Here is a 12,673-nt window from a genome sequence, read left to right on the forward strand (position 1 = left end):
CGACTGCAGTTATTGCTCGTGCAAATAAGATGAGCATCGCTGTAGAACCGACCAAGCCTTGTTGGCATAACGCTCACTGAATCAAAGCATAAATACTCGAACTTCCTCTCGCTTTTGAGCTTTAAAATCCCTCAAATTATCAGCCACCCGTTAATAAACTAATAACCATATTTTGCGACAGGGTGCCAGTTTTTATTAACATCATCTTCAATAAACTTTTGTTTTTCTTTGATTAAATCCGATTCAACTAACCCTATCGCTTGATGGGCCTTTTCCTTAGTACTGATATCTGGATAACTAACTTGAGTCACGTTAAGTTGCTTCAATATTCCAGCGAGCAGATGACGTGCTTCGTTCGCTTGTTCGATGGCTTTATCTAAAAGCTGCTTACCTTCTTGTGGATTATGTGCATACAAACCATGTGAAGACATGGCAAAGTCCCAGCGCCACTGACTGTGTCGTATCGCCATAATTGGCTCATTCATATTCTCCCATTTAGCACCTGCATCCCATGCCGCTTTGGCTTCATAGTGGGCTTTGACGAGCAGAGCTTCAACTTCGCGAGCTTTGGTCTCAATCGTTAATTTATTGGCCGCGATCTTGGTTTCAATTTTGGTTTTACTGCTATGGCAGCCACTGCAACTGTTATCAAAATGCGGTAAGGCTTTATCAACTTTATGGCTAGTAAATTCAACACCTTTTGCATCCTGCTGGGTTGGCATATGGCAGGTAATGCAAGTGACACCGACTTCGGCATGTTTACTGCGACTCCAGTGTTCAAACTCAGGATGACGTGCTTTGAGTATGGGCGTTTTCGAAAGAGGATGGATCCATTCGAAGAAGCGGCGAGTGTCATAATATTTTTCAATATCGTCGGCTGTGCTGCCAAAAATCCAGGGAATATTAACAACATTACTTTTTTCCGGACGGAAATAGTAAGTGACATGACATTGACCACATACCTGCGCACCTTGCATATTGGTATCTTGTTTATCGAATGGCAGGTGAATTTTAGCCATAGCCTCTTGGGCATGGGGACGAGGTAAAGTTAACTTATTAGTGCCAGATTCATGGCAATCACTGCAATACACTACGCTTTGGATCTCTTTGCCCAGATCGGTAAAGTTTTTAGCGGAGTATCCTTCAAATCCCAGTTGTTCAATCAATCTAGGGGCATCCGGTGTCTTGCAGGTCCAACAACTGGCGGATAATCCTTTCTCTCCTGCTTTAGGGGGGATACCTGTACGTAAAGTATGCGTCACATCAGCAACGGCAAAATGGTGTCCACGTGGGCTATGGTACTCTTTGGCATAGGAAGATCCTGCCCAGAGTATGATGCTGGCGGGATAATTGGCGAGCATATCTTCGCGTTCAACTTGTTCAGAGGTGGCTTGCCAAGATTGATATTGGTTAGGATATTTTTGTTGATTGCTAGTATCGGAAGCCGCTACAGATGTACATGTAGTTATGGCGAGTAAGCAAATCATTTTTAGCAATGTGACTGTTTTAAAATAAATTTTCACTTTGTATCCTTTTGTCCTAACATCAATATTAACCTGGGCGCCCATCGATACGGGGGCGAGAGAGTATCGGCAAGTAGTGCCATACAAACAGTGCAAATGCGATAAACCAGCAACTGCCAGCCAACCATAACCAAACTTGGGTGTGGGCCGGAAACCAGATGGGCATTAGCGCCCTGAGCAGTGCCGCTAACGGTAGGCAAATAAATGCCAAGATCATCTTAGGGCCCTCATAAATATTTCGACTTGTGTGCCCGAGTGACACTCTGGATATCATCGAAAGACACAGGGTAGCCATACAACCAATAGCAAATAGGTGAAGCAAACTGCGATAGGCATATTCATTATCGAGATACCAACTCATGGCTAACAGGCTGAGTGGCAACATTAAATAGGCAAGATGCAAGGACCACAACATAGGTTCCTTCAGTGTTTTATGGGGTAACCAGCGTGCAAATCGGACCAGCTGCAAGAACCCTGCAATGAGCAGTAAGCCTCGCTCGACTTCCAGAGGTATAAGGTGGATGAGTGATTGAATGACGAGCAAGATCATCGTCAGGATCAGCGGGTATTCAATCCAAGTTAAGGGTTCTGCTTTGGTGGCCTTAATGCGCATCGCGGTAAAGAATGGAATGACACGCCCACCGACTATGGTGATAAGTAAGGCTAACCACCATAACATCGCCTGCCAGATCTGGTTGGCAAGAATAAAGTCGCGCTCAAAAAGGGCGTAATAGCTGACATTGTTAATCACGAGTGCAGCAAACAACATGATCGGAAAACCAATATTGCGCCATTGCTTCACCTTATAAATACAGCGCCATAGGGTAAGGCTTGCCATACCAAGGAACAATGAATCAAACACGGCGGGCAAAATGAGCGGAACTTGCATTGGGAGTAAGAGTAATAATCGTGCCAATAGCCAGCAGCTAAAGGTCAATGCGAGTGGCCATCCCTTTAATGTGGGTTGGTTCGTCCAATTTTGAACGGCAGTCAGCAAAAATCCACACACAATTGCCATAGCAAAACCGAACAGCATTTCATGTGGATGCCACCATAGCGGCAATATCTTGCTCCAAAAGGATGAAGGGAAAAAGCTATATTGGGGAGTAAACCAAGTTAATAGCCACAAAGGGATATATAGCGCAGCTAATATGGCTCCCCCAAGGAAAAAAGGTCTAAAGCCTAAGCGCCATAACGCGTGAGTACGTTCGGTTTGTGTAGGATCATCAATATTTAGCATAGTTGTTAGCCGAGTAGCAGAACGATGATGAACACACTTAAGATGCATTCAATATAGCCCTTATATTGTACTGTTATGACCTTCAATTCAAACTAAATCTTAGATTTTGGAACTAAGATCCCAAAGATGAACAAAAAATAAAGTGTCGTGGAATACTCATTTCTGACAGCTAATAGGCTTGATCAATGTACTGCGGGTTCATGACGGACAAAGGTTCGATGCAAACTTTTACACAGGTAACGGCACAAACAGTCACACATTGGTAAATTTTAGATGGGAGAAATACCGTTTTGATTTAAATAACCGTGGCTTTATTGGCCTATCTTATTTCGAACACAGCCAAGACTTTGATAGCACAGGCTGCTCGATTTATAACGGCGATGACAGTTGCAGAGGATTATGCGGTAACTCGCTTTAGCGTCGATTATCAGGCTAAAAACTGACGGATTAGTGGCTTCGCCAACAACCTATTTGATGAACAAGCATTGACAGTAAATAGCCTACAAGCCGCAGTTATGTTGGAGGGTTACGACAGAAAAATGGAAATAGTACCGGCAATGGGTAGCGTTAAAAAATGGCGAGTTATTCAATCCAAGCAAAATCATTTTTTACGCTTTATTCAACACAAAATAAAACGGCTCGCATATTTCTATGCAAGCCGTTATTTTATTTGGCAGGGGTGGCAGGACTCGAACCCGCAACCATCGGTTTTGGAGACCGCTGTTCTACCAATTGGAACTACACCCCTGTTGACGTGGGGCATTATGCTAAAAGCACTTCCAAAGGTAAAGTACTTTTTATGGCAAAACTCATTAACTGAAGATTTTTCAAACAAGTTAGGCTATTGCTGTTGATTTAACTGCCACTGAGATTAAAAAGCCATCGCATATTAGCTTAATGACGCAGTAGATACTTAGTTTAGAGCCCATAGGTTAATAGTAACTCGACTAAATGATCCCACAACAAATCAGTTTGATGACGTCGAATAAGTGTGCCGTTTCGGCTATTTTGAGGTGTTTAAGGGTTAAAGACGCGCATTTATTGAAAAAAGATCTGAGTTCGATTTATAAAATCGGCGTTTTATAGTATAAGCATCGTCAATTTCATACACAGCTCGACGGAACCACTCATGTCTGACAAATTTTTCTTCAAGGGTCGTAAAACCCCTAAGCCGAAGCACGAAAGCTATGGCTACAACACTAAGCGTGCCGCTAAACCGGGTACAGAAGCATTACCATTACAATTAATTGTTGCCGACGAAGCGCGTAAACTCGAAGTTACCGCGATTGTTGCCGAACACCAACTGTTCGCCAATATCGAAGTCAATGCCGACGTCGCTGAAGATATTGTTGAATTAGAAGGTTTATTAAATAAGCCTAAGACCACGACTTTCGAGAAAAAACCGAATCGTAACGAGCCTTGCGTGTGTGGTAGCGGTCAAAAATTCAAGAAGTGCTGCGGCAAGTAAGCGCTTTCATCAGCGATAGATAGGGACTTTTGCTGTAACGCTTTTGTGCGTCGGGAATCGCCCCTTTTCTCCCCTCTTTTTAGTTTCTGCCCGAAGCTAATCTTCCAACTTTGAGATAAAAATCCGCTGCAAATCGTTATTCCATAGCTGAATAATTTTGCGGGTCTTTTCTTTATTCCAAAAACATTTACCAAATAAAATCAAACCCACACCTTCAAAGCAGCGTTTATCTTCTATTTCAAATTGCGCTAATAATGGTTGCTTTATCCCATCGATAGGAATGCCGATATCTTTGCTGTCGGCGGGGTTAAGCCAGCTCATCGTCGGGTCAGTGTGGGATATCGTGCCCCAATACATGTGGGGTTTATTGTCGCTTGGGTCCGCATCGGCAAAATTGACAAACAGGTTCTTCGCCCGCCAACGGTATTTTCGCTCAGCGTCTGTGTATACCCAGAGATCCGATTTCGCCAAATCTGTACCGCGCAATAAACTGTGGAGTAACTTTTCGAGCCCTTGGCTGGGCACTCGTTTTTCAGTGGTATGTTCAGCGGTGTTAACTTGGTAGCTTGTTTTCGACTCTTGTATCCGATCATCCACTGACGATGCAACAGACGCTTTCGATGACTCAGGCATAGAGGACAATTTAGGCGTTGGCTCAGTCTTGCTGCTTAATGCCTGTGCAGTCGAAACTTTGTTTGCAGGCGTATGGCGACGAGGTTTACGGCTAAAGTCGATCATTAAGGCATCGGCGTCCACCAGCTGTTGCTGCACTTCAATGGCATCTTGCTCCTCACGGGACTTTTGTGCCGAAGGTTTAAATTCAATACAATCGGCTTGGTGATATCGCGAGCCAAAACAAGCGGCTTTACCGTCTTTTGAGGCTTTACGGAAATATGCTTTACCACCGCAGGCGGGGCAAATTAACCATTGCCGCAAACGCTCGATATCCTCATCGGGTAATTGTTGAAACTTAAAAACACTATAAGTCGTTCTCGCAATTAAATGATCCTCTGTTTCGAGTTCACAAATAGCATCTAACATAGTGTTGTCCTTTATTTTCGACTGCTGGCAATACCGCTATCTATGCCCAAGCATTAATCCCAAAAGTTATGACACTTAACAGAAGCAAGATGCCAAGTACGCGGTAAATCAAACCTAAAGTACTGGTGCCTTGCGAGCTCGCATCCGAATGTAATGACATGATTTTAACTTTTGCGGCATCTTGGGTTTTGTGTTTCATTCTGCATCCTTAAAATATTTCGCCAATGGCACTATCAAACTTGAAGGAATTAATAATGCGGCTTTTGCGGCACTTGATGCATGATAAAAGGGTGTCAGTTGAGTGATTAGCGCGTTGAAGCATTTGAGTGCGGCCAAGGCATCGGCGGCGGCATAATGAATTTGCGCACTGGATAACGGCACGTGCTGCCAATTCGATAAGGTGACTTTTTTAGGTTTGTCGATACGAACACCCAAAAGCGCCGCAACTAACTGGCGCGTCCCCATTTCCTTCTCCGCTCCAAGTTGCGCCAGTGCCCAATTTAAATCTAAAGTTGAGGCGACATTAATGCCCCATTGCCGCCTGAGGGCTTGTGTATCACTGCGTAAACCAACCCCGACTTTGAGTATGGTTTCATCTTCTAATAAGGCTTTTAACTGGGTGAATTGCTCACCCCAAATGGCATGCTGAAATAAATAACAGGTATCCACTGTCGCGATTTGAATAAGACTCAAGGGATGTTGCACACCGCGCTCAAAGCTTGCACGGGTTTCAGTATCAAAACCTAAGACTTGCTCAGCCTGTAATAGTGCTAATACTGTATTAAACTCCGACGGCTCAACTACCTCGATGCGGACATGTTGAAATTCAAAAGCAGCTAACGCTGCAAGTTCAATATCATCAATACGTGTAGTCAAAGCGATACGTTGCTGCAGCCACAAATATGCCCACTGACGCTGCGCTTGAAGCTGAGTTTTAGCTTTAATCGCATTTTCAGCCTTGGCCGATACCCGCTCACTTTTCAGCGGCTCAGTCGAGGCATTGAGGTTATCAAGATAAGCCGTGCCAGCAGCATCCATTGCCGCCATTAACCCATCGGCATCTTTGCCAAACTCTTTACGTAACCAAGCCAGCTTACTCGGGGAGACACAGTACTTCATTAACTTCATCGTGCTCATCCTTGATGGTTGATGCGCGCAGCTAGTTAACTACGCAATTTCTGTATTCCTGTCATCGCAATAAGTGCAACAGCGCCAGCAACGACACCAAATAAGCCATTAAGAATACTTGGCGTCAGCACAGCAAACACAGGTCCAACAACACCAATGGCAGCAACCGCTTGTTCAGCATGGTGGATTTGCTCGCCGACTAGGTGTAGGCCATGAGTTAAAATCCCACCGCCCACCATAAACATGGCTGCCGTGCCAATAATCGTTAAACTTTTCATTAATACGGGAGCTGCACTCAATAAACCAAAACCTAATTTACGGTTCATTTGAGTTAATACAGAGGCGCCTTCACGTTGGCTCAAGTACAAACCCGCATCATCCATTTTCACAATTGCCGCCACTAAGCCATACACGCCTATGGTCATGACTATCCCTATGACAGCTAACGTAAAAAACTGTGTCGATAGGGATTTGTCCGCCACGATACCAAGGGTAATGGCAATAATTTCCGCCGATAACACAAAGTCGGTACGAATCGCCCCTTTGACTTTTTCGGCCTCGTAGGCGGCGAAATCTTTAATCTCAGGTAACTCATTCTCTACTTGGGTTTCGTGTTGTTGCTGGCCTTTTCTATGGCTATAGCTGTGATGCAGTTTTTCAAACCCTTCGTAGCATAAAAACAGTCCACCAAACATTAATAAAGGGGTGACAGCCCAGGGAATAAAAGCGCTGATAAGCATTGCTGCTGGCACTAAAATCAACTTATTACGGAATGATCCCTTGGCCACCGCCCACACGACGGGTAATTCACGATCGGCGCTTACGCCCGTCACTTGCTGGGCATTGAGGGCTAAATCATCCCCCAGTACACCCGCGGTTTTCTTTGCCGCTACTTTACTCATTACCGCTACGTCATCCAAAATCGATGCGATATCGTCGAGTAAGGTTAATAAACTCGCGCCTGCCATGCTAAATCCCTCTACAAATCATCTATAAACCATTCTGCTTTTGCCATAGTAGCTTAGTTAGATTAGTTGCGTATAGCGAAATGCTTTCCAACTTAACTGCTTAAGTTACTTACGTTATTGGGACTGGTTGCTAATGTGAAAATGCCAGCAATCTAGATCACACCCACGGTGGAATTGCGCCACATTATTTATCGGAAAAGAGTATACTAAGCCCAGAATTTTTTACTCATTTGCCGTTACAGGATGTCAACATGACTCAAGATGAAATGAAAAAAGCTGCCGGTTGGGCCGCACTTAAGTACGTTGAAAAAGACAGCATTGTTGGTGTTGGTACGGGTTCGACTGTGAATCACTTTATCGATGCACTGGCGACCATGAAAGCCGATATCGAAGGCGCGGTCTCTAGCTCTGAGGCATCAACTCAGAAAATGAAAGCGCTGGGTATTCCCGTTTATGACTTAAACAGCGTCGATCGTTTATCTGTCTATGTGGACGGTGCCGATGAAATCAACGACCGCATGGATATGATTAAAGGTGGCGGCGCGGCATTAACTCGCGAGAAAATTGTCGCGGCTGTGGCTGAGAAGTTTATCTGTATCGTGGATAACACTAAGCAAGTCGACATACTAGGCGAATTTCCACTACCCGTAGAAGTCATTCCGATGGCACGCTCTTATGTGGCGCGTCAACTCGTTAAACTTGGCGGCGATCCTGTGTACCGTGAAGGCGTTGTGACCGATAACGGCAACGTGATCCTCGATGTGTACAATCTTAAGATCCTTAATCCAAAAGAATTAGAAAGTCAGATCAATGAGATAGTCGGTGTAGTGACTAACGGTCTGTTTGCCAAACGCGGGGCGGATGTGTTACTCGTTGGCACCCCTGATGGCGTAAAAACCTTTACCGCCAAATAAGTTCTGCGTTTAAAGAATCCATCGCAGTCACAAGGCTGCTGATTGTAAAAATACGCTGTAAAAATGCCAGCCACTTTTTCAAAGGGCTGGCATTTTTTATGGTTCTTTTTATAGCTCTTTTTTATAGTTCAATGTTATCTGACTCAGCTGCCCATCGCAGACAGCTTATATCAAACGCTGGCTTACCAAGCTCTAGCAACTAGACCTTTTAAGTAGAATCCTTCTGGGAAGGCGCTACCGATAGGGTGATCGCTCGCTTGGCTTAAGCGTTCAATAAACTGGATTTCACGTTTCGCATCGAGCGCGGCATCGGCCACGATTTTTTGGAACAGATCCGCAGGCATTAATCCTGAGCAAGAGAAGGTCAATAACACGCCGCCCGGATTCAATAACTGCAATGCAATCATGTTGATGTCTTTATAACCACGGCAAGCCCCGTTTAACTGTGCCTTGTTATCGGCAAACTTAGGCGGGTCGAGCACAATCACATCAAAGGTTTTGCCTTCATCACGGTACTGGCGCAACAACTTGAACACATCGGCTTCGTTGTAATGCACATTGTCATCACTCAAACCGTTCACTTGCATATTGAGGCGCGCTGTCGCCAAGGCTAGAGAAGACACATCGACGTTTTCAATACTGGCAGCACCTGCTTTCGCAGCGTACAGACCAAAAGTCCCTGTGTAGCAAAAACAGTTCAATACCGATTTATCTTTGACAAAACGGGCGGCAATGGCGCGGTTATCACGTTGATCGAGATAGAAACCTGTCTTATGGCCTTTAATCACATCGACGGCGATCTTGATGCCGTTTTCTTCGATAATCACTGGCATTTCTGGCAGAGTGCCGTGCAGTAAACCCGTAACAGGCAGCAGGCCTTCTTTCTTACGGGAATCCACATCGGAACGCTCATAGATAGCACAATCTGGATATTGCTCAGCCAATAGCTCGACTAAGGTATCGCGCCATAAATCAGCACCTGTGCTCAGTAACTGGCACACCAACACATTGGCATATCTGTCGATGGTGATCCCAGGTAAACCATCGGACTCAGCAGCCACTAAACGGTAACCCGTTAAGCCTTGCTCGCGGATTAAATCGTTACGGCCGATTTGCGCCCGCTGTAAACGTCTGGCAAAAAACTCGCGATCAATTTCTTCTTCGCGATCAAAAGTCCAAATCCGCACTTGAATTTGCGACTCAGGCGACCAAGCACCACGACCTAACCAATGACCATCATGCGCGACCACATCGACTGTCTCACCCGCTTCAGGTTTTCCCTTAATGTTATGAATAGCATTGGAAAATACCCAAGGATGGCGACGCTCGAGTGACTTCTCGCGGCCGGGTTTAAGTTTGATTCTGATAGCCATAGTTGCCTTTAAAAATAGGGCCGCCACTAAAAAAGGGCTGCTGTCTAAAAATGGGAAACGGATGATATACCCAATGCCACCTAAGTGCGAGTACCGAACACGCCGCAGCGCTTATTTTCCATCATCCACGGGTGGCCGATCATACCTTATTTTAACGGTTAATTCTGTATGATATTCATGCGAAATGATGTTGGAATGGTTAATGAAACAACGATAACAAAACCGTAGCGAGAAGATGCCTGCGCGATAAAGACAACTGACATGATTGAAATAAAACGAATTAATCAGTAAACACGAGAACTTAGCTACGTAGCGCTAACTCAACAATGACGGGCGCATGGTCAGTACTGTAGGCGTCGCGTTCATATTCAGGTCTGACTAAGTGTCTATCGCAGGTCTGATAATCCACCACTTGCGCTAAACTGCGGCCATGGCTCGCATCAAACTCACTCGAAAGCAAAATATAATCCAGCACTGAACCTTTAGGGCCATAGTAATGGGTCGCCGCTCTGTGTTCCCTATGGTAAGCGGTATTGCCCGTCAAGCTGTCCCTCAAGTTCGCTTCAATAAATAACTCATAGGCATCCTTAAGTTGATACTGAGCAAACACCGCCGCTAACGCCGCATCGGATAAATGCCCAAGGCCAGCGGCTTTAATGTCATTACTGTGGATACTCTCGCCCTGTATCGTTAACGCATCTAAGGCGCCCATTGTCAGACTGTCATTAAAGTCCCCCATCACGATAACGGGATGTTTAGATTCTTGCCTACGTACTAATATGCCATTGAATAATAATGCTGCTTCTGCGCCGCGCTGCATGGTGGATGCCCAGCGGCCTAAGGCTTGCTCTGTGAGTAATTGGGTTTCTGAATGCAGTTTCATGCTCGCTGCGGGCGCTAAATTATCTAAACTAAGTGGCTGATGTCCGAGAGGTTGATGTTCAAATAGCTTAGGTTCAAGTGCTAATCCGGCGCGTTTTGACTTAAAGTGCACCACATAATAGTCACACTTGCCGATGTGTGGCACTTCAACGGTTGCGCGCAGCACCTTACGGCTAAAGGCAAATTCACACGATAATCCCATGGCTGCCACTAAACGCGCATCAGGTTCGACACTGCTGATTTCCACTATGGGATAACGGGAGGCAAGCGCGACCACAGGGCTACGATAAATGTAATCACTGATAAGAGTTGGCTCATCAACGATCGCAAAATACCCTAGACCTTGCTCACTGGCGATTTGTTTGAGCGGTTCAGGGCTAAACACTTCTTGAAATCCCACAATATCGGGCTGGCGATGTGCGAGAAACTCACTCAACCACTGACACTTTTTCTGCCATTGCCCATGACTATAGATATTTTCAAAATCATAGTAAGCCAAAGGCGGCTCAATAAAGTTAAACAGATTGATACTGGCGATCTTGATATTCGCGGTGCGCTTATGATCGATAGGTGCAGTAATTGATTCCAACTCATCGATATTGTGTGCCACAGCTTAATCCCCCAAAATCTGAATACAGCAAACTCTCTTAATCTGACTTAATCTGACTTAATCTGACTTAATCTGACTTAATCTGACTTAATCTGAGTGAGCACAATGACTCACCGCAGGCACGACAAGGGTATACCCGAAGTGCGCTAATGCCAAATTCCCCATTATGGATAAAGTGTTAACTCATCTCTGGCGACTCAAATACAGCTTACTGAGATAAGTCATACCGTTAAAAACCACAATTCAATATCACAGTTAAATCCGACAACAAAAATCAACCGCTACCCGCAAAAAACAAACAATCACACAACAATGATTAGTACACAAAACCATCAGCACTCCCAACAAAATCACGCACGCCCAAGAATGATCATAAAATTAACTTTTACTTAAAGTGTAAATTCAAACAAAAACATATGTAATAACATGTGCGGTTGACTTTACATTTCAGTCCCTTAGAATGTGGCGACTTTAATCATTGCGGAGACCCACTGTGGGCACACACATAAGCGACAGTAGATGCCCTGTCCAAAAGACAGGATTTAACGCCTAGCACTAGCCCGCAATATTTGCTGCTACCTGCTAAGCAGGGTAGTAGTGTGAAACATTCTTCACTCAGCCTCCCCCCAAAATATCAATCACAGACAATAAGCCTGAGCCTATGGCTGCGCTTTAGCAATTCCAGCATTTTGCTGGGATTCAGTTATGTGTATTTATTGCATCTCAAAGCAAGTTTTTTGCCTCAGTGGACTTCGTTTTCCCTATGGATTTACACCTATGGGCTTACATCTGAGGAGCCTAAATATGGCTTACATAAACAACACATCAATTTTGCGATCTTTATCCTGTGCAAGTATCAGCTTGTACTACAGCATGAGTGCGGCGGCATCCCATCTCGAAGTAGATGATCCCGCCCTCGCGGAGCGCTGTGAATTAGAAATGGGCTGGCAACAACCTAGGTCGGATCATGCTCGTCCACAATTAAACGCGGCCACGACTTGCAGCCGCAATCAATGGGAATGGCATTTAGGATTAGCGTCCAATGCCAATGACGATATTCGTGAGGAGCAAGCAGAAGTCGGCATTAAGCTACCGCTCAACGTAAACTCCCACTCAGATCCAGAGCAGCAACAGGATGATTGGCACAGCGCACTGGTAATCAACTTGCAGAAAAACCTCGATGCCAGTAACGAATTAGCCACCGAAGTCTTCGGCATTTTTGGCAAAACCTTAGGCGATTCTGATGTCAGTCTGTATGCCAACTTAGGTTTTACCCATGAATTTAATCAATCAACCCAATTACTTGTGGGTATCGCGGCGGCGTATGAACTCAGTAGTCACCATCGCGTGATAGCCGAGATTTATCAAAAAGAATTGAGCGAGACTACCTATCAGTTCGCTTATCAACACACGCCACAACAACAGCTACAGCTCGAATTGAGCTTAGGCAATGCCCTTCGTGGCAACGCGCTGCAACTTGGCGCAGACATCACCTTTTACTTTGGTCACTAGATCGTTGAGAGAAT

At 45.0% G+C, this 12,673-nt stretch carries 11 protein-coding genes and 1 tRNA gene; 3 read left to right on the forward strand and 9 right to left on the reverse strand.

Annotated features, from left to right (window positions below; all coding sequences use genetic code 11):
• Window positions 1-158: 158 nt before the first annotated feature.
• The 3 genes from ACHA99_RS14315 to ACHA99_RS14325 all read right to left on the reverse strand — a co-directional run bounded on the left by ACHA99_RS14315 (window position 159) and on the right by ACHA99_RS14325 (window position 3,511).
• Complete coding sequence (locus tag ACHA99_RS14315) at window positions 159-1,568, reverse strand: ammonia-forming cytochrome c nitrite reductase subunit c552 (RefSeq protein WP_393943402.1); 1,410 nt, start codon at window positions 1,566-1,568, stop codon at window positions 159-161.
• Window positions 1,552-2,763 carry an NnrS family protein gene (locus tag ACHA99_RS14320; protein ID WP_393943404.1) on the reverse strand — a complete coding sequence of 404 codons (1,212 nt, stop codon included), beginning with the start codon at window positions 2,761-2,763 and terminating at the stop codon, window positions 1,552-1,554. The genes ACHA99_RS14315 and ACHA99_RS14320 overlap by 17 nt, the downstream gene beginning before the upstream one ends.
• A 671-nt stretch (window positions 2,764-3,434) precedes the next feature.
• Window positions 3,435-3,511, reverse strand: a tRNA-Trp gene (locus ACHA99_RS14325).
• A gap of 381 nt (window positions 3,512-3,892) precedes the next feature.
• Between ACHA99_RS14325 and ACHA99_RS14330 the strand changes: the two genes are divergently transcribed.
• A complete protein-coding gene (locus tag ACHA99_RS14330) occupies window positions 3,893-4,231 on the forward strand; it encodes a PBPRA1643 family SWIM/SEC-C metal-binding motif protein (RefSeq protein WP_263197305.1) in 339 nt (112 codons plus the stop codon).
• Between the two features lie 96 nt (window positions 4,232-4,327).
• On the opposite strand, the gene ACHA99_RS14335 is transcribed toward ACHA99_RS14330, so the two are convergent.
• The 4 genes from ACHA99_RS14335 to ACHA99_RS14350 are packed head-to-tail and all read right to left on the reverse strand — an operon-like array spanning window position 4,328 to window position 7,368.
• On the reverse strand, window positions 4,328-5,272 hold the full coding sequence (locus ACHA99_RS14335) for a hypothetical protein (protein ID WP_393943406.1): 945 nt from the start codon (window positions 5,270-5,272) through the stop codon (window positions 4,328-4,330).
• Between the two features lie 40 nt (window positions 5,273-5,312).
• Window positions 5,313-5,471 (reverse strand): hypothetical protein, encoded by a 159-nt coding sequence (locus ACHA99_RS14340; RefSeq protein WP_168822757.1) that lies wholly within the window; start codon window positions 5,469-5,471, stop codon window positions 5,313-5,315.
• Window positions 5,468-6,400 carry a 3'-5' exonuclease gene (locus ACHA99_RS14345; protein ID WP_393943408.1) on the reverse strand — a complete coding sequence of 311 codons (933 nt, stop codon included), beginning with the start codon at window positions 6,398-6,400 and terminating at the stop codon, window positions 5,468-5,470. Before ACHA99_RS14345 ends, ACHA99_RS14340 begins: the two co-directional genes overlap by 4 nt.
• 35 nt (window positions 6,401-6,435) lie before the next feature.
• Window positions 6,436-7,368, reverse strand: coding sequence for a DUF808 domain-containing protein (locus ACHA99_RS14350; protein WP_105251669.1), 933 nt, complete (start codon window positions 7,366-7,368; stop codon window positions 6,436-6,438).
• Between the two features lie 251 nt (window positions 7,369-7,619).
• Here ACHA99_RS14350 and rpiA point away from each other — a divergent pair, with 251 nt between their 5' ends.
• Entirely contained in the window at window positions 7,620-8,282 is a 663-nt protein-coding gene (gene rpiA / locus ACHA99_RS14355) for a ribose-5-phosphate isomerase RpiA (protein WP_028761507.1), read from the forward strand.
• A 182-nt stretch (window positions 8,283-8,464) separates the two neighbouring features.
• Here the strand turns inward: rpiA and ACHA99_RS14360 are convergent, their stop codons facing one another.
• Window positions 8,465-9,655, reverse strand: a complete 1,191-nt coding sequence (locus tag ACHA99_RS14360) for a class I SAM-dependent rRNA methyltransferase (RefSeq protein WP_012090004.1) — start codon at window positions 9,653-9,655, stop codon at window positions 8,465-8,467.
• Window positions 9,656-9,956: 301 nt separating this feature from the next.
• On the reverse strand, window positions 9,957-11,147 hold the full coding sequence (locus ACHA99_RS14365; RefSeq protein ID WP_393943411.1) for an endonuclease/exonuclease/phosphatase family protein: 1,191 nt from the start codon (window positions 11,145-11,147) through the stop codon (window positions 9,957-9,959).
• An 804-nt stretch (window positions 11,148-11,951) separates the two neighbouring features.
• Here ACHA99_RS14365 and ACHA99_RS14370 point away from each other — a divergent pair.
• On the forward strand, window positions 11,952-12,659 hold the full coding sequence (locus ACHA99_RS14370; RefSeq protein ID WP_330148164.1) for a hypothetical protein: 708 nt from the start codon (window positions 11,952-11,954) through the stop codon (window positions 12,657-12,659).
• Window positions 12,660-12,673: the final 14 nt, after the last annotated feature.

Origin of the sequence: Shewanella sp. S23-S33, assembly GCF_043359565.1 — a bacterium.
GTDB classification, from domain to species: Bacteria; Pseudomonadota; Gammaproteobacteria; order Enterobacterales; family Shewanellaceae; genus Shewanella; species Shewanella oncorhynchi.

What these genes read in the sequence shown, in the direction of transcription:
- ACHA99_RS14315 (WP_393943402.1), bottom strand. Translation starts at nt 1,568, where the DNA reads ATGGGCGCCCAGGTTAATATTGATGTTAGGACAAAAGGATACAAAGTG.
- ACHA99_RS14320 (WP_393943404.1), bottom strand. Translation starts at nt 2,763, where the DNA reads ATGCTAAATATTGATGATCCTACACAAACCGAACGTACTCACGCGTTA.
- ACHA99_RS14330 (WP_263197305.1), top strand. Translation starts at nt 3,893, where the DNA reads ATGTCTGACAAATTTTTCTTCAAGGGTCGTAAAACCCCTAAGCCGAAG.
- ACHA99_RS14335 (WP_393943406.1), bottom strand. Translation starts at nt 5,272, where the DNA reads ATGTTAGATGCTATTTGTGAACTCGAAACAGAGGATCATTTAATTGCG.
- ACHA99_RS14340 (WP_168822757.1), bottom strand. Translation starts at nt 5,471, where the DNA reads ATGAAACACAAAACCCAAGATGCCGCAAAAGTTAAAATCATGTCATTA.
- ACHA99_RS14345 (WP_393943408.1), bottom strand. Translation starts at nt 6,400, where the DNA reads ATGAAGTTAATGAAGTACTGTGTCTCCCCGAGTAAGCTGGCTTGGTTA.
- ACHA99_RS14350 (WP_105251669.1), bottom strand. Translation starts at nt 7,368, where the DNA reads ATGGCAGGCGCGAGTTTATTAACCTTACTCGACGATATCGCATCGATT.
- rpiA (WP_028761507.1), top strand. Translation starts at nt 7,620, where the DNA reads ATGACTCAAGATGAAATGAAAAAAGCTGCCGGTTGGGCCGCACTTAAG.
- ACHA99_RS14360 (WP_012090004.1), bottom strand. Translation starts at nt 9,655, where the DNA reads ATGGCTATCAGAATCAAACTTAAACCCGGCCGCGAGAAGTCACTCGAG.
- ACHA99_RS14370 (WP_330148164.1), top strand. Translation starts at nt 11,952, where the DNA reads ATGGCTTACATAAACAACACATCAATTTTGCGATCTTTATCCTGTGCA.